We start from the raw sequence: 16,980 nt of genomic DNA on the forward strand, positions 1-16,980 counted from the left end.
ACTCCCAGCAACGGCACAGGTATCGCCGTTGTCGAAACAGACTGTGGGTTTCCGCGACGAGAGCGGCAACGGCAGTTAGCGGCAGCTAACGGCGTTTAGGCGGCAATAAGCAGCGGCCGCAGGCGGTTACGTGAAGATGGTTGGGGTCGCCGCTGATTTTTGTCGCGACATAAAGATCGGGTGGCGCAGCGTTGCCACGTGTTCACACGTGGCAACGCCAACAGACGCTATGAATAGCGGACGGGCTACTCGGTTTCCATCGGATTCGCCGGATCCGCCGCCCATTCCTGCAATGACGCCGAATAGACTGCAACGTCCTTGTAGCCCAGACGAATCATCGTGAACGCATTGGCAGATGCGGCGATACCGCCGCCGCAGTAAGTGATCGCGCGGCCTTCGTAGTCGCCATCGAACAACGTCGCCAGCTCATCGACTGACTTGTAGTGGCCGTCGTCGGTCGTCAGCGATCCAACAGACACATTGCTGGCCCCCGGAATGTGACCGGGCCGTTCGTACATGGAGAACTCTCCGCGGTAGTGAGCCTCCGGCAGCGAGTCAATGATATTGACGCTGTCATCACCAATGGCGGCATGTACCTCGTCGCTCGCCACAATCATTTCCGGGCGCAAGTTCACTGTCAGTGATCCTTTCGTGATCGCGGCGGGTTCCGTTGATAGCGACTGCCCCGCGTCACTCCACGCCTGCAAACCGCCGTCCAGCAAGGCCGCATTGTCGAAACCGATCCAGCGCAACATCCACCAAACCCGCGCCGCCCAGGCAGATCCGTTGGCATCGTAGATGACGACGCGCGTGTTATCACCGACGCCCAGTTGCTCCATCGCAGCTGCGAACGCCTCGGGCTCAGGCACGGCGTAATTCAGCGGACTGTCAGTATCCACCAGCTCGCCCATGAGATCCGCAAAACGTGCGCCCGGTATGTGACCTTTGTTGAAATTTTCACGGCCATTGACCGTGCGCATGCCGCCATCGTCTGTCCGTTCTATCATGACTGTCGCATCCAGCACTACGAGGTCGCTATCCTGATAGTGCTGACTGAGCCACTCGGCGCTGACGAGCGTATCCATGGGTGGCCTAGTCACCTCAGGCTCCGAGGCATTGCAGGCAGTCAGCAGGAAAGAAGCGGCGACTGTGCAAGAGAGGCGAAAAGCATTCATGGTGTTTTCCCGACCGGGGCGCGCCCGTTCCATATTGTTGAAGGAACAACAGTATACGAGAAAACCGCGAGCCCTGATTCACCCCAGGTTTCCGACAGGTCGAATCGCAAAGCTTGTAACCGCTGAATGGTTCGCGCCGAATTCATTGATTGCACTACTGATACCGATCGGCTCCACCCTGCTGCAAAGTGCCCGTATTCAATTCAACTCTACTGCGTGGCACACTTCGCGCTTCCCCATGAAAACTGCTCGCTGATGCGCAGGCTGGCCCTTGCCCGCGCCGGCTATATGGCATAGGACCGCAAGGAACCCGGAAATGACTGCACGCTCGATGGCCAACATTGCATACAGACACCCGCCGTCCATGGGCTGGTTGATTCCGAAGGCTCTGTCCTGTCTGCTGGCCGTGCTTGCGTTCATGGCCAGTGCGCCGGCGCACGCACAAGACATCAAACGCTCGGACCTGTGCAATCAGGGTACAGCGACCCTGTATTTCACGGCGGTTGGCGAGAACACCGGCCTGCTCAGCGCCGGCGCAATGACCCAGGGTTTTACGGCGGTACCACCCGACAGTTGCGTGGAGATAGTCCCCTACGGCATGAGCCGCGCCATCCTCACTTTCTTCAAGAAGGACAGCCGCGGCCTGATGACCAACCTCAGAATTCAACCGCAGAACACGGATGGTGAGTCAGCCGACTACCAGCACGTTTGCGTGAACCCAAACAAACCGTGGCGGATTTTCGGCACGACCAGCGACATTTTTTCGCGCTTCGTAAATGCGAACTGCCCGGATGGCTTTTCACCTGCCATACCGTCATGGATACACACACCTGGCGGACTCAGTACCTACAATATTGCCGTTGATTCAGGTTCGGCCGCGGTCGCCTGGCAGGACCAACAACAAAAGACCTACCAGCAACTGCCTACGATCCGACAAAGTCAGATGCAGACGGATAACGTCCTGGTACAGACAAATCCCTATGCCGAGCGCAGCCACGAGCAAGCCAAGGTCATATTCGGTGCCATCGACGACTGGTTGAAGCGTTCACAGGCAGAAGCACAACAGCGTCAGGCGCAGGCATGGGAACAACAGCGCCGTCGTCGGCAACAGTTCGAAAATGAAGTCGACAAGGCGGAGCGGTCTCTGGAAACGCCAGACGATGCCGCCTGCGCGCCGTACATGGAGAAAGACCGTTATACCCGGGACGCAGACGTTGCGCTCTCCGGCGTGAAGCTGAAGATGGCGCTGATGGATGCGCACAGAGCGCTGGTTTGCAATGGGTTCAGTGCGGACCCACAGGCGATCGCGAAAGCGGGTGGTGTGGAAAAATTCTGGGCCAACACGCGGGAAAAGGTGTTTCAGAAACCGCTTGAGAACGGTGCCACACTGTTCACCGACGTGGAAACTCGCCCGCCGCGTGGAGCGCCGAAGGGCGCGGACTACGTAGTCCTGACCGTGCGAATTCGCTATCGTCCTCCGCACTTGATCAGCGACGACGAGTGGTCAGCAATTCGCGCGAATTTCAAACGCAAGTACGACGTAGGCCGCAAGCGCGCGGAAAACCAGCTGGCGATACACCGCAGGATCAAGATCGATGGCGAACAGCATGCACTGATGCTGGATGCGCAGGCGTACCGGCCCGGTCAAAGAACGTCTTACAGCATTACGATGCTCTGACCACAGGCCGGCAGTCCGCATGCTTTGCACTGATTAGCGGTCACGACCGTAGCGCGAAGCTCCGGTCAGGACGTGAGCGGCGCACAACCGTGCAGCCAGGCAGGTGGCACAGACCGCATGAATACCGCCAGCTCGGGTAAGCGGCTCAGACTGCCGGTGACAGCAAAAAACACGACCAGCGCTGCGGCCGCAGCGCTGGTCGCACATCGTGCCGCCGCGCAGTGAATCGGGTTGGAGTCTGCCGCTGATCGCGCCCGTTGCAACGGGGGAGAGCAATCTCGACGCGCGACAGCCGACACCCTACTCGACGACGTCGATGCCGTGCTCGATACTCTGTTCAGTGCCTTGCGCGTTGCCGGCAGGCAGACGATCGCCAGCCTCTTCCGGGGGCTCGTCCGCCAACGACCAAAGCGCCCAGATCAACATGACGCAAGCAAAAGTAAACAGGCGGGGCGAGATGGAGCGCATGGGTGGATCCTCATGTGAATGAATCAGGTTTCAGGCGTTTCACATAAGGTATAGCGACAGGCCCGCACGGATTCCCTCACCGCGCGGGCAACTATTTTTGAAAGGATGCTGAGCACCGGCACGTGCGGCGAAGAGTTGCAGCACGTAGCTCAGGTCTGCAGGGCAATTGAGGTGACGTCAGCCTGAAAAAATGAAGTTGTTCCCGGCGGGAACCGCCAGATCCGTTTGAACCGTTATCCGATGCCGGGTTGTCGAAAGCGCAGCGTGATCAGGGACTCTTGATCACGCCGCGCATTCTGCACTTAGTTGCCGGGCCGCACGACGTGCCCAAGCTCCATGCTACCCGCCCAACGATTAATCGGCGCAATGTAGTTCTCGGCAATGTCGTTCAGTTCCAGCTGGCGCTGCTGCCACTCCCTGGACAGATCGGCATGCCTTGTTTTTGCACCATCAGTGACCGGCGCGCCGGAATCATCAATAACGTCCATCAGGTAGCGTAACTGACCGTCCAACATCGTGGCCCAGGCATCTTCATCTTCGTACGTTTCGAACTTGAGCTGGGTAATCTGCTGCTCCCAGGTATCCAGATCGGCAATCGCCGCCTCACCCAGGCGCTGCAAGTCGTCATCATCGTGGTTGGCCATCAGCGCTTCGATTTGCGACCGCGCTTTTCTGGCGGTATCCAGGGCAATCAACACGTCATCCAGTGTGCTCTTCACCTCTTCAATACTGTCGGCCCACTCGCGAATCTGGCGATCCGATGCGAATGAACGTGGGTCCTTGACGACCTCGAAGGTTACTTCGTCCGAAGCAGCGCCTACGGTAATGCGCGCCGTGTACTTGCCCGGTGCGACACTGGGACCGGCGTAGCCCGCCTGCAGCATGATGTTGTCGATACATTTCACCTGGTCACTGCTCATGTCCCAGGACCACTTGTTCATACCTTCTTCGGTCTTCGGGTAGGTGATTTCGAACGGCCGGCGCGGGTCCATGTTGCCAATGCGGCAACGGTCCTGATCCGACTCTTTGTTCGACATCGTACGAACTGTCCGACCATTCGCGTCCGAGATAACAATGGTCAGCTCGGCATCGTCACTCACTTCGTCGCCAAGGACGTAGTACAGCGGCACGTCTTTCGACGGGTTTTTGCCCTCGTAGCTGCGGACCCGGCTACCCGGCTTGCCCATCTGCCAGGTCGGCGGCGTGTAAAGGTGCAGCGCCTTGTTCGCCGACGCATTGCTCGCTTGCCGCAGTACCCAGATATCGTCGAGCACCCAGAAGGCACGTCCCTGAGTCGCTACCGCGAGACTGTCTTCTCTTGCCCGCAAGTCGGTGATGGGTACGGGCGGCAGATTGAGGTCCAGTGATTGCCAGTCGCCTCCGTCGTTATAGGACACGAACATGCCCTCCTCGGTGCCGGCGTACAGCAGGCCTTTCACGACCGGGTCTTCGCGGACCACGCGGACAAACTCGCCTTTGGGTATGCCGTCATCGATGCGCTGCCAGCTCTTGCCGTAGTTGCTGGTCTTGTAGATATAGGGATCGAAATCGTTGAGCTTGTAGCCAGTTACCGCGAGGTACGCCGTGCCTTCGGCATGCGGACTCAGTTCGATCGTATTGATCATCGCCTCGCCCCTGTGCGGCGGCGAGATGTCGCTCCAGTTTCGGCCACCATTGCGGGTCAGGTGCAGCAGGCCATCGTCAGCGCCGACCCAGATGGTGCCTTTGTCCTTTTCACTTTCCACGATTGCGTAGATCGTGTGATAGAACTCCGCGCCGACGTTCTCCGGAGTCAACGGCCCGCCGTTGCGGCCCATGTGCTCGGGGTTGTTACGGGTCAGGTCCGGGCTTACCTCTTCCCAGTTCAGGCCACGATCAGAACTCTTCAGCAACATCTGCGTACCGTAGTAAATCGTCTCGTGATCGTGCGGGCTCGTGATCACCGGCGGGTTCCAGTTCGCCCGGTATTTGAGATCTTTGGAATCCTGCCCGTACACGTGCTCCGGGTACGGAATGATGTAACGGGTTTTCTTGTTCTCGTGGTTGTACTCGGTGAGCGTACCGTTGATGGTCGTTGCGTAAACCAGGGTCGGATCATCAGGATCAAACGCAATGTGCGCGCTCTCGCCGCCACCGACTGCGTAGAAATCATCCTCGCCGATAGCACCATCCCATGCATAACTCGCAATTGAGACGGTCGAGTTGTCCTGCTGCCCGGCGTACAGCCGGTACGGGTCCTGATTGTCAGTTACCAGGCGATAGAATTGCGCGGTCGGCTGGTTGTAAATCGAGCTCCAGGTTTTGCCGCCGTCGAAAGTAACCGTCGCACCACCGTCATTGCCATTGATCATGTTCAGGCTGTTCGCCGGATTGATCCAGTGATCGTGATGATCACCGTGCGGCGTCTTCACCTGCTCCCAGTCCTTGCCACCGTCGACTGACTTGTAGAGGCCGGTATTCAATACCCAAACCGTGTCAGGATCAGAGGGATCGGCAGCGAGATGGATGTAGTACCACGCACGCGAATGCAGAACGCGGTGGTTGTTAATCAGTTTCCAGGTTTTGCCGTAGTCGTCCGAGCGCCACAGGCCGCCTTTTTCCGGCTCCGCTTCGATAATGGCGTAAACGCGGGACGGGTCTGCCGCCGGCACGTCGATACCCACCTTGCCGATCAGTCCGGGCAAGCCGCCCTCCAGTTTGTCCCAGCTGTCACCGGCATCCGACGACTTGTAGATACCGCCACCCTCACCGCCGGACATGATGTACCAGGGTTTGCGGCCGTGGTGCCACATGCCCGCGTAGAGGATGCGCGGGTTCGTCGGGTCCATCGTGATATCGGTAGCACCCGTATCCGGGTTGACCTTGAGCACGTGGTCCCAGGTCTTGCCACCGTCGGTTGTGCGGTAAACGCCACGCTCTTCGTTCGGCGCCCAGATCTGACCCTGCGCTGCAACGTAAGCAATGTCCGGGTTCGTCGGATGAATCTCGATCTTCGCAATCTGGCCCGCTTTCGGCAGACCCATGAAAGTGAACGTCTGGCCAGCGTCAGTAGACTTCCATAAGCCCTTGCCTTGCGACGTGGTCACGCCGCGTATCGGCGCCTCGCCAGTCCCGACGTATATGACGTTCGGATCGGAGGCCGCCACCGCGACTGCACCGATCGTACCGACGGGAATCTGTCCGTCCGATATATTGGTCCAGGTCGCTCCGGCGTTATTGGTTTTCCAGAGCCCGCCGCCTGTCGCCCCCATATAGTAGAGCTGAGGGTTACCCGGCACGCCGCTGACCGCGGTCACTCTACCGCCACGCCAGGGGCCAATCAGGCGGTACTCAAGCCCGTCGATCAGCGATTCCTCAATCGCATGAGCAGGTGTACTTAGAATGGTGAGTGCGGCAACGGCCAGTGAAAGCATTGCACGGTACAAAGGCTTGAGCATGCGGTACGTCCCCCGATCTTTATTAGCGATTATTAGATTGCGAGCCAGCCAGTTCAGGTTTCCTGAAAGTTCGCATTTGGCCATACGGATACCCGTGTATGCTGCACCGATCAAACCGAATCCTGGCCTGAAACAGCTGGCAAAACTTTCCGATAATGATCGTGCGACGACAAGTCGCTTTATCGATGAAAGCTTGCACACAACCGTACCGCCGTTGACGAGGCGACACAAGGCAGGTGCAGGAAAGCCACAACGATGTGCATAGCTACCGTGATGAAGGAGTCCCTGTGAAAAAACTGATGCCACTGATCATAGCCGTGCTCGGCTATGCCATTTACGAATGGCAGGGAGCTGAAGCACCTGCACCGATTCCGTCGTCGGCGGGTCTTGCGCCTGCAACGCAGACAACCGTTACACGAGAGACGGCGTTAACTGCCGGACAGCAAACACGCGGCAGCGGCATTGTCAGCCGGGTACTTCCCGACGACAACGATGGCAGCCGGCATCAACGGTTTATTCTGGAGCTACCCTCCGGCCGCACCTTGCTGGTAGCACACAACATTGATGTAGCCCCGCGAATACCAGCGTTACAGCGCGGCGATACCGTTGAGTATTACGGCGTCTATGAAACCAATGATCGCGGCGGCGTCATACACTGGACTCATCACGACCCACAGGGACGGCACATCGACGGCTGGCTGCAGCACAACGGGCGTCGCTACGAATAGCCGTGTATGGCTCGCGAGGCCTCCCGCCGAAGTACAGGAATCTGAACAGCCATAGCTCAGACGGACTGCCCCGGAATAGCCAAGCGCTCGGCCAGCGCCGTATACTGCGGCGACATTCATGCCTGATCGTGCACCGCCATGCGAAAACAAACCCGAAATAAGCGCGCCGCCTGCGCTATGTGCAAGCCTCATAAGCGTGGCTGGGCGAATCGCTGGCGCGCCTCCGATCGCGGACTCGCCGCCGCACACGCCGCCGACATACGGCAGGCTTTACGACCGGATTCATCGCAGCACAACTCTGTCAGTCGCTGACGCCTGGCATGACCCAATCCGCTCTCGCACTGCACGTACTTGGCGCCGGACAAGGCGCCAGTCAGGTTTACGCAGGCCAATGCAGTTCCGCCGCCGTCGTCACCTTGGCGGGCAAACCCGAGTGCCTGATTGATATCGGCTTTGGTGTTACCCGCGCTTGCTTGCAGGAGTTCGCGGAACTACCTGCCAACATCATCGTGACTCACAATCACAGCGATCACTCCGCTGAGCTGCCCGTGGTATTGCGTGTTGAACAGGCAGAGGGCCGTACATTGTCCGTGTTTGCCGAGCAGGAAGTGTCACGACGCCTGCAAGTTCATCGCCTCGCCGAGCATGCTGAAATACTGGCGGCGAGCAGCCTTGCCAACTGGCACTCACCCGCGGCAAACGAACGTGTCGCATTAACAGACGACCTGGACATTGAATTCGTGAGCGGTTCGCACTCTGAACATGCCTGCGGTGTACTGCTGTATCACGCTGGCAAACTGGTTATGGGATACACCGGCGACAGCCTGGCGAGCGAGCCACTGTACAGTCGGATCGCCGACGCGCCGACGCGCATTTACGACGCCCGTTCCGCCCCATCCCGCTGGCACGCCACTTTCGACGATCTTGCCGGGCGCCTCGATGAGCGCGCATGGATAGTCGGTCACGGCTGCACCCGCGACAACGCGCCGCCGGACTTGCCATTGCTGTTCGGCGGCGAATGCCTGTCGCTCGATTGAACACGCCGGCAACAGAATCGTGAAAATCGCACAAACAGCGAAACTGCTTATTCAGGGTGTGTACTTCTTATCGCCGTACGCCTGGGTCGACCGTTACCTGAAAAAGCGTGAAGCAGCATTTGTCGTGGGTTCCGAAGAACAGCAGGCATTGCGCAACCGCCGGCTGGTGCTGTCCGAACGTTACATAGGCTACTGGTTGTTCGCTGCTATTCTGCTCTACTTGCTGAGCACCCTGCTGCCCCCGTGGTTCGCCATACTTTTCATCGTGCGGGCGGTCGGCATCCTCAACAAAGAAATGGGCGTCGTGCTCTTCGGCATCTGCAAGATCACGGAAGGAACTGCCGTTTCGGCAACCGGTCGTGTCATCGTGCTCGCGCTGGTGAACTACCTGAGCGCACTGTTCCTGTTCGCCGCTACTTATTCGGCCATCGGCGGGCTCGACGACGTCCCGACGTTTGCGCTCGAGAGCGAGCGGCTTACCGGCCTGTTGCATGCCGCACAGATCCATTTCAGTCTGGCGAGCAGTTACGCCCCCGCGACACTGTTGATGGCGATTCTGTCCGTGTTTCACAGTGCCTATTGTTTCCTGTATGGCACGCTCGTTATCTCGCTGTTCGTCTCGTTGCTGAGCGTTAAACCGCTGCAATCTTAATGCGCGGCAGCATCGCAGTCCGGACGGCCTGCTCTTTCTGAATTTGCAATTATTTCTGCTGGCGGAACCGCCGACAGCGGGGCAACTGATGCCGGCATTGAAGCAAACTGCATCTACCCCAAGACCTCTTGGGCACCTACGCAGCCCACTGCGGCAGGTTGGCCGGGACTTGCACGCGAACTACGGGCCTAATGACCGCGAAACACGAACCGTGTCCGCGGTCGTTGTTCAAGCTGAGTTTCAGGTGTTGCGCAGCGTCAAATGGGCAACAGGAAGTTTTTCGCAAAACGCAGGGTACCAACCAGCAGGCCGCCATCTCTCGCGTCCGCTTCCACGACAAGTATGCCTTGCGGTCCGTCATCAGTATCGGCGGGCCCGCGCCGCAAGTTAAAGCCATTCAGAAAGATGTCGGCCAACGTCAGGTGACTATCAACAGAAAAACGTGCGTAGCGATTCCAGGCGACCAGCCTCGCTGCCGGAATACTTTGACGAACCTGTTCGGCTGTTGCCGGCTTACCGCGGGTACGCAGTATCAGACGACCCGGCCCGCCACTGCAGCGAGCCGTGTGAAACACAATTCTCCCGAGCAGCAAGGTGGCAACGCGCAAACTGATCACTGTGCGTAGCTGGATGTTGCTGTTCATCGCGACGAAGTTGCGATAGCTGAAGACCACTTCTTCACCTTCCTGCAGCTCCCAGTCGACCAGATGCTCCGCTTCGATGGAATTGAAGGTGACACCACGTTCGTCGGCGAGCGGCATGGCAACACGGCTCATATTCCAGGCACCAAAACGCAGGCGCGACATGGCGGATGCGCGCCACTGGGGAATACTGAAGCGCGCGGCCGGTCCCAGTGGCTGGTAATTCGCCTTGTAGTAAATATCGCTGGCGTAGCTGCCGGGAATATTGATCTCCTGTCGATCATGCACCCGCCCTTCGGCAGGCGTCCCATCCCGATCCAGCAGATCGATATCAATATCCGTCGACTGATCGAAAATGACACGCGCAAATACGTACAAGAAACTCTTTACCGCGACAACAATGAGCCACAACAACAGTATCTGGCGAATGACGTTGCTCGCCGTGTGTACCCGAGCAATAAACTGCCGGGTGCGGGCTTCAGACTCGGCAAGATGTTCGCCCAGTGAGTCGCGAGCAACTGCCGTCAAATCCGTAGCTTCGTCCGCCGCGTCGTCGGCACGCGCTTTCATCTGCGTCACAAAGCGCTGCTCAGTGCGCTGTCGCGCCTTATCGTACGCACTGTTCAGGCCTACAATGACAATGTTAGCTGCGGCACAGGCAACGTACGGAAATTCGCAGGTGCTGGTCGTCATGCCTGTCGTCTTTGGCACAACAGAGAACAGTCGCTTCGCTTCGTCGTCTGCGCGCCCCGCAGTTCGCAGTGCCGCTTTATCGATAGTTTGTAGTTGCCGGTGCATGTGCCACTCGGCAATGTCGTAGCGGCGTTGCACGGTGCGATCGAGGTTGCCGAAGTAGTCCAGCGGCAATAGCTGCCACTCACTTGCTGATTCACCGACCGGGCAGACAAACCGCTCAGCGGGTGGCGTCGGAGCTGACACCTCCACGACAGGCTCTCTCAACATGCACATGGCAGCCGGCGCCGGGCCCGTATCGGGGTTGTGATCCGGCATGGGCAAATGCACCAGTCTGTCGGCTTTCAGAACCGATGCCTCTTCGCTTCCCAGCGGACAGGGTATGACCGACAACGGATTGTCATCGCCAATGCTGCAATAGCGATTGACGTAGCCGCGTTCGTACACGAGCTGCTCGGTACCGCTGGTAATGAAGTTACTGGCCCACATGCCAATTGCAATCAGGATGAGCATGGGCCACCACAATGCAAGTGTACGGCGCGCCAGCTGCAGAACATTGCTGCGTCCCAATTGCCGGGCAAGTGGCCAGTTTTGCGTGAACGCTTCGACCACCAGCCGCATCACCAGCATTGCAACAACCAACACCAGAATCTGCGGCCACGCCAGTAGACCATCGAACCATTGCCAGACCGCGAGCAATCCAACAAAACCGGCAAACGCGAGTGACGCCACTTCGCCGAACAGCACGAAGTAGACGAAAACCAGAAAAGCGCTGATCACGTAGACACTGTTCAAACCGTGCAACAGGTTGCCGATCACGCTGTCCGCGATCACCACGGCAACAAACGGCACGACAGCAACCCAGCGAGACGGATGCCGGCTGGTAGCAGCCAGACCAGCAACAGCCAGCGCGAGTACAGCCGCGAACAAGCTGTAGGGGTTATCAACTGGCGGCATGGCGTAGCTGCTGTCCAACGCCGAATTCCACGCATGCGGGAACAACAGATCTGCACGCAGTGCCGGGATGATTCCCAGCAGTGCAACAAACCAGTACGCCGTCTCACGCCACTCGTCGGGCATCTTTCTGAACATGGCGAGAAATTTGCTGCTCATAGAGTTGTCCCTGCGTAGGTGAGTCCGGTGTCCGGAGGCAAGATAACATTGAACGACACAACTTTTTAAATCGCTGCAGCGCGAACGCTCTGCTGCGATGAACCTTGACCACCACGGCAAGTGCGCGTGGATAGCACTGATCATTCGTCGCTTGCCGGTCGCGTGGTCTATGCTGTTATCAGAGTGGCCGGATGCAAACACCATGAATGTCCGTATCGAAATTCGCCTCATCGCTCTCCTGTGTGCCGGAGCAGTCAGCACCGCATGCGCAACACCTGTACTTAGTACCGCTCCGGTCCCGCCGAAGACAGCGCTGCAAATTGAGGCAGAGGCATTTTGTGTGGCCCGACACGGTGCTGACGGCATACCGCCGAAACGCTTCACGACAGACGGTTGCACGCTGTGGCCGGATTCGGACTGGGGCCACTGCTGCGTCGCACATGACATGGAATACTGGTGCGGTGGCAGCGCTGCCGAGCGCTTCGAGGCCGATCGTCAACTGGGCATTTGCCTTGCCGAGAATGGCAATACGGCCATAGGCAGAGTGATGCGCATCGGCACCCGCCTGGGCGGCTTCGCAGTCCTGCCTGTCCCATGGCGCTGGGGATACGGTTGGTACTGGCCGCACAGCGACTGACTATTCAGGCACAATTGCAGCCTGCCAAACCCACCACGCGATTGAATACAGAGGCAAACCCTTGTCGACGAATAACCAAATTCCAGCGGACAATATTGAACAATTGAATCAGATGTTGTCGGGCCGGATCATTACCAGCCGCTCCAAATTGCAGCATTTCACCACCAGCGAATCACATCACGAGGGACCCTTGCCGCAGGGACTGGTGCAACCAGGCTCCACCGCAGAGGTTGCAGAGATTGCCCGTGCCTGCAATGAACTCGGCGTGCCCATGATTCCCTACGGCGCCGGAACCTCACTGGAAGGTCATACGCTGGCCATACGCGGCGGCATAATTGTTGATATGACCGCGATGAACGAGGTCATCGCAGTCAATACGGCCGATCAGGATTGCCGTTGCCAGCCCGGAGTGACGCGCGAGAAACTGAACAGCTACATACGGGATACCGGACTGACGTTTCCCATCGATCCAGGTGCAGACGCGAGCATTGGCGGCATGGTAGCCACCAGCGCGTCGGGCACCAATGCCGTGCGCTACGGCACGATGAAAGAAAATGTACTGTCGCTGGAGGCTGTTTTGGCTGATGGCAGTATCATCCGCACCGGTCGCCGCGCCCGGAAATCATCCGCGGGCCTGGACCTGACCTCTCTCCTAATTGGCTCGGAAGGAACGCTGGGCATCGTCACGGAGATAACGCTGCGACTGCACGGCATCCCGGAATGCACCCGTGCCGCTGCCTGCTCTTTTGACTCAGCGGAAGCCGCCGTCGATGCGGTGGCATTGATTATCCAGCTGGCCATTCCGGTTGCGCGGCTCGAATTTATGGACGAAGCACAAGTCAATGCGTGCAACCGTTTCAGTGGCAAGAGCGAGCCAGAGGAACCAACGTTGCTAATCGAGTTTCACGGCAATCAGGTTGAAACCGACCATCAGATTGAACAAGTGAAAGAAATTGTGCGCGACTTTGGCGGCCGCAACTTCCGCTGGTCGCAATCGGAAGCGGAACGGCAGGCGCTTTGGCGATACCGTTACGATGCTTTACCGGCAGCCAAAGCATTGCGGGCCGGCTGTCATGTGCTTATCACTGACGTCTGCGTCCCCATAGCCAGCCTGTCGGAATGCGTCACCCGCTGCCGGGAGAAAATCACAGAGAAAGGCATGCTCGCGCCGATAGTTGGTCATGTCGGAGATGGTAATTTCCACGCGCTCTTCGTGGTCGACAGAACGAATGAGAAAGAAATGGCGGACCTTGAAGAGGTCGTCGAATGGATGAATGATCTAGCACTTAGTTTTGAGGGTACAGTGACGGGCGAACATGGCATTGGCATCGGCAAGCAAGGAGCCTTGATCAAAGAACTGGGAGCGGCAAGCGTGCAGGCGATGGCGCGTATCAAGAACGCGCTGGACCCGAAGGGCATTATGAACCCCGGCAAAATATTCGGCCGCTAGTGTCCGGCTTGCAGTTTGGGGCTGGCAGATCGTAACGCCGCGATGACTGCAAACGATGTCCGGTACCGTCTGACGGACGCCAACTGAACAACTGTGGCATCGCAGTCTGCACAAAGTGCAACGGCGCGCCGTCAATGTGATAAGCCCAGTCAGCTCCAAACATCAGGTAGAAAATAAGAGAATGCGGGTGGGAAAAGGATATCGCGGCCGCTCTCGGCGGCCGCGATACCAGATCCAATCACACTACAGGCCGATCTTGCGTCGGTTCAGAACGCGTAGCTTGCGCCAAATAATGCAGTCCACGAGTAGACTTCGTCGGCGTACAAACGACTGGGACGCCCCTGGTACTCGCGTCGTGTTGCGTCATTGATGTTTTGCAACTCACCGAACAGCGAGAATCGCTCGGTCGCGTCAAAGCTGACTTTGAAATCGACCTGAGTACGTTCGTCGAAATACACGTCTTCACTGCTATCGCCACCGATGCCTTGCAGATAGGCATCACGATAAGACACGGCGACCCGCGCTTCGAATCGACCAAGCGCATAGAACAATGAAACGTTGCCGATCGTGTCCGGCTGACGGAAGAACGGAAGATTGTCTTCCTCACGGCCAAACACATCCACCTCTGAATCGATGAACGTCAGATTCAGCGACGCACCCAAGCCGTCGAACGGGTGCGGCAGGTTCACGAACTGCTGCTCGATGTTCAACTCCAAACCCAGCAACGTACCTTTGTCGGCATTTTCCGGCCTGGAAAGCACGGTCAAAGGAATGCCGCGGTAGACAGTGTCTTCGGTCCGGCGGGTAAAGATCGGATTCTTGATCTCTTTGTAGAACACGCCAATTGAAGCAATACCCGCCGTTTCAAAGTAGTACTCGAACGACAGGTCGAGACCCATGGACTCGAACGGGTCCAGATTTTCGTTGCCGGCAGAACCTTCGTCATCTTCCACTTCCAGTGCGGGTGCGACGTCCTGAAAGTTCGGGCGACCGATGGTGTTGGTCCAGGCACCGCGCACAACCACTTTGTCATTCGGGCGATACGTCAGGTGCAGACTCGGCAGGACATCGGTGTACTCGGTTGAACCCGTGAACGGAGTGGCCGGGTTAAGCGGATCCACTGCCGGCAGACTCACGAAGTAGGCAGTGTAGTCCGCCTCGGTGCGTTCAATACGGGCACCACCCAGAATAGTCAGATTGTTGATATCCACACTCGCCATCGCGTAACCGGCCAACAGTGTCTCGTCGATCTGGTAATCCGAGGAAATTGAATCGAGGGCTGAGCTCTCTGGATCAAACTCAAACATTTCCGGGTTCGATTGCGCCAATGCCTGGTGCGCGGCGAAATCCAGCATGAGCCCAAGGTCAGCATGACCATCCAGAAAATCGCTCGGGCCTGACAGGAATAGGCCGGTATCCGCCAGTGTAAAAGACGATGCACCTTCGTAGTTCTGGTTCGTACGATCCCGGTACTTGTCGCGTGCGGCGTATTTGACGCCGAATTTCAAGTAGCCGGGGTGACTGCCAAACTCGGTGTCTATTCGCAGGTCGCCTTTCAGAGAATGAATATCTTCTTCGATGGAATCGGTACGATTGCGAACCCGACGGAAATCATAGTTGGCGGGATCGTTGATGGCTGCCCCGGCGTCGAGTTCGAAGTAGGTATTGGCTACGTCGATCGTATTGGGGAACGTGTCGGTTCCTGAGCGGTATTCCCAGTCCACCCGCAAAGGAGTTATTTCCTCGGCGTGCGAGTACGTGTAGCTCATTTCCCACAGCTTGTTGTCGCGGCTCAACTCGCCGCCAAGCGAGATGTTGGTCAGCTGCTGAGTCTGATTGTTCTGCCGAAACTCACGAGTTGCACGTCCTTCTGAGTTCTGCACGACAATGCTTGAAACGGCGGTTTGGGTTCCGCGGGCAGCGTCCAGATCCATCTGGTCACGCGCTTCTTCATCGGTGAACTCGTTGAAGATTGTTCGCATGTACCAGAGCGAGGTATCAGTCGGTCGATATTCCAGGTTGGCGTTCAGGCCGATGCGTTCACGCTCGATGTCGTAGTTAAAGTAACGCACACCTTCAGGGGTATAGGCATCCGGCGCAAACTCCGTCCAGCCGTCCCCTTCGAACAAATTGGTGTCGTAACGGCGAATGTAATAACTGGATGCGAGCACTACACCGAACTTTTCCTCCGCGCCGAGTCGCGAACCCCAAACGGCACTGGCACCGTACGGTACGCGTTCGCTCTTGTCGTTGTAGCCGATGCGGCCACCGACGAAGGCAAAACGATCCGGAGAATCAAATGCGCTGCGGGTAATGATGTTGATGTTCCCACCGACCGCATTGCCATCCAGATCCGGGGTCACTGCTTTGACGACTTCGACAACGGAGATCAGGTCGGATGGAACAACGTCGAGAGCGACACGCCGACCCTCGCCTTCCGGCGCACCGACAAGATTGTTGTCGATGGTCACGTTGTTCAGGTTGGAATCGATACCGCGAACAATCGGGTAACGTCCTTCGCCCTGATCAAGCTCAACAGACAGTCCCGGCAAACGTTGCACGGCCTCAGCCGCATTGAAGTCAGGCAATTTGCCGACAGTGTCAGCCGACACGGCATCAATGATGCTTTCCGCCGAGCGCTTGCGTTGTAGCGCAAGAAGCTGCGATACGCGCGCGCTGGTGACGACAATTTCTTCGATCTCTTCATACGTCGTATTCAGGCTGACGTCAGCACTGACATTGCCGGTCGCCGGCACCTGCACGGTAGTGGACGACGCCTGAAAACCACCAGCACTCACAACTATCGTGTATTCGCCAGCCGGAAGATTCCGGATCGTATAACGTCCCCAGCGATCTGAAGTCGCCTTCTTGTTGCTGTCGACAACGGCAATCGTTGCTCCCTCAACAAAACGCTCGAGATCCGGGTCGTTGACGACGCCGACGATATCGCCTGCCTGCGCGAGCGCAGAAAATAAACCGAAAATAAGCAGAGAAACTGCGCGCAATGCTTTAAACATCCACGCTGGCCCGCTCGGTGATAATGCCTGTTGCTGATAATTCATAGCCGCCCCCCAAGGACGTGCGTGCAGAAATGGCGCCGTCCGCTTGTGTGATGCCGTGACTAATCGCTCAAATTGGTAAGACCTTTTTAACTCATTCTGGTCCTTCCAAGTTTCAAGAAGGTAGTGTACTACTGGTTTTTGTTCAAGCATTTCTTCATTTCCGCTAATTCCATGTCTATAATCCGCGAAACTATTTACCAAATAGGTAT

Annotated in this window: 11 protein-coding genes; 6 read left to right on the forward strand and 5 right to left on the reverse strand. The window is 57.6% G+C overall.

From position 1 onward, the window contains the following. Positions 1-245 precede the first annotated feature (245 nt). Positions 246-1,100, reverse strand: a complete 855-nt coding sequence (locus tag AC0L8N_RS07455) for a sulfurtransferase (RefSeq protein ID WP_473666971.1) — start codon at positions 1,098-1,100, stop codon at positions 246-248. 391 nt (positions 1,101-1,491) lie between these two features. Here AC0L8N_RS07455 and AC0L8N_RS07460 point away from each other — a divergent pair, with 391 nt between their 5' ends. Continuing rightward, complete coding sequence (locus tag AC0L8N_RS07460; protein WP_473666972.1) at positions 1,492-2,853, forward strand: hypothetical protein; 1,362 nt, start codon at positions 1,492-1,494, stop codon at positions 2,851-2,853. Between the two features lie 300 nt (positions 2,854-3,153). Here AC0L8N_RS07460 and AC0L8N_RS07465 read toward each other — a convergent pair whose 3' ends face one another. Together AC0L8N_RS07465 and AC0L8N_RS07470 are read right to left on the reverse strand one after the other, a co-directional pair. Continuing rightward, positions 3,154-3,321: a hypothetical protein gene (locus AC0L8N_RS07465; protein WP_473666973.1), complete on the reverse strand. Its 168-nt coding sequence runs from the start codon at positions 3,319-3,321 to the stop codon at positions 3,154-3,156. Between the two features lie 302 nt (positions 3,322-3,623). After that, positions 3,624-6,758, reverse strand: coding sequence for a WD40/YVTN/BNR-like repeat-containing protein (locus AC0L8N_RS07470; protein ID WP_473666974.1), 3,135 nt, complete (start codon positions 6,756-6,758; stop codon positions 3,624-3,626). 287 nt (positions 6,759-7,045) lie between these two features. Between AC0L8N_RS07470 and AC0L8N_RS07475 the strand changes: the two genes are divergently transcribed. From AC0L8N_RS07475 to AC0L8N_RS07485, 3 genes are all read left to right on the forward strand, one after another. Then, positions 7,046-7,486, forward strand: a complete 441-nt coding sequence (locus AC0L8N_RS07475) for a DUF3465 domain-containing protein (protein WP_473666975.1) — start codon at positions 7,046-7,048, stop codon at positions 7,484-7,486. A gap of 320 nt (positions 7,487-7,806) precedes the next feature. Next, positions 7,807-8,523 carry an MBL fold metallo-hydrolase gene (locus AC0L8N_RS07480; protein WP_473666976.1) on the forward strand — a complete coding sequence of 239 codons (717 nt, stop codon included), beginning with the start codon at positions 7,807-7,809 and terminating at the stop codon, positions 8,521-8,523. A gap of 19 nt (positions 8,524-8,542) precedes the next feature. Further along, on the forward strand, positions 8,543-9,175 hold the full coding sequence (locus AC0L8N_RS07485) for a hypothetical protein (RefSeq protein WP_473666977.1): 633 nt from the start codon (positions 8,543-8,545) through the stop codon (positions 9,173-9,175). Between the two features lie 257 nt (positions 9,176-9,432). Here the strand turns inward: AC0L8N_RS07485 and AC0L8N_RS07490 are convergent, their stop codons facing one another. Further along, positions 9,433-11,622: a hypothetical protein gene (locus AC0L8N_RS07490; protein WP_473666978.1), complete on the reverse strand. Its 2,190-nt coding sequence runs from the start codon at positions 11,620-11,622 to the stop codon at positions 9,433-9,435. Between the two features lie 97 nt (positions 11,623-11,719). Here AC0L8N_RS07490 and AC0L8N_RS07495 point away from each other — a divergent pair, with 97 nt between their 5' ends. Together AC0L8N_RS07495 and AC0L8N_RS07500 are read left to right on the forward strand one after the other, a co-directional pair. After that, positions 11,720-12,259 (forward strand): hypothetical protein, encoded by a 540-nt coding sequence (locus AC0L8N_RS07495; RefSeq protein WP_473666979.1) that lies wholly within the window; start codon positions 11,720-11,722, stop codon positions 12,257-12,259. A 112-nt stretch (positions 12,260-12,371) separates the two neighbouring features. Continuing rightward, positions 12,372-13,709, forward strand: a complete 1,338-nt coding sequence (locus AC0L8N_RS07500; RefSeq protein WP_473670077.1) for an FAD-binding oxidoreductase — start codon at positions 12,372-12,374, stop codon at positions 13,707-13,709. Positions 13,710-13,975: 266 nt separating this feature from the next. Here AC0L8N_RS07500 and AC0L8N_RS07505 read toward each other — a convergent pair whose 3' ends face one another. Next, positions 13,976-16,771: a TonB-dependent receptor gene (locus tag AC0L8N_RS07505; protein ID WP_473666980.1), complete on the reverse strand. Its 2,796-nt coding sequence runs from the start codon at positions 16,769-16,771 to the stop codon at positions 13,976-13,978. Positions 16,772-16,980: the final 209 nt, after the last annotated feature.

It is taken from the genome of Woeseia sp. D3-10 (genome assembly GCF_055809415.1).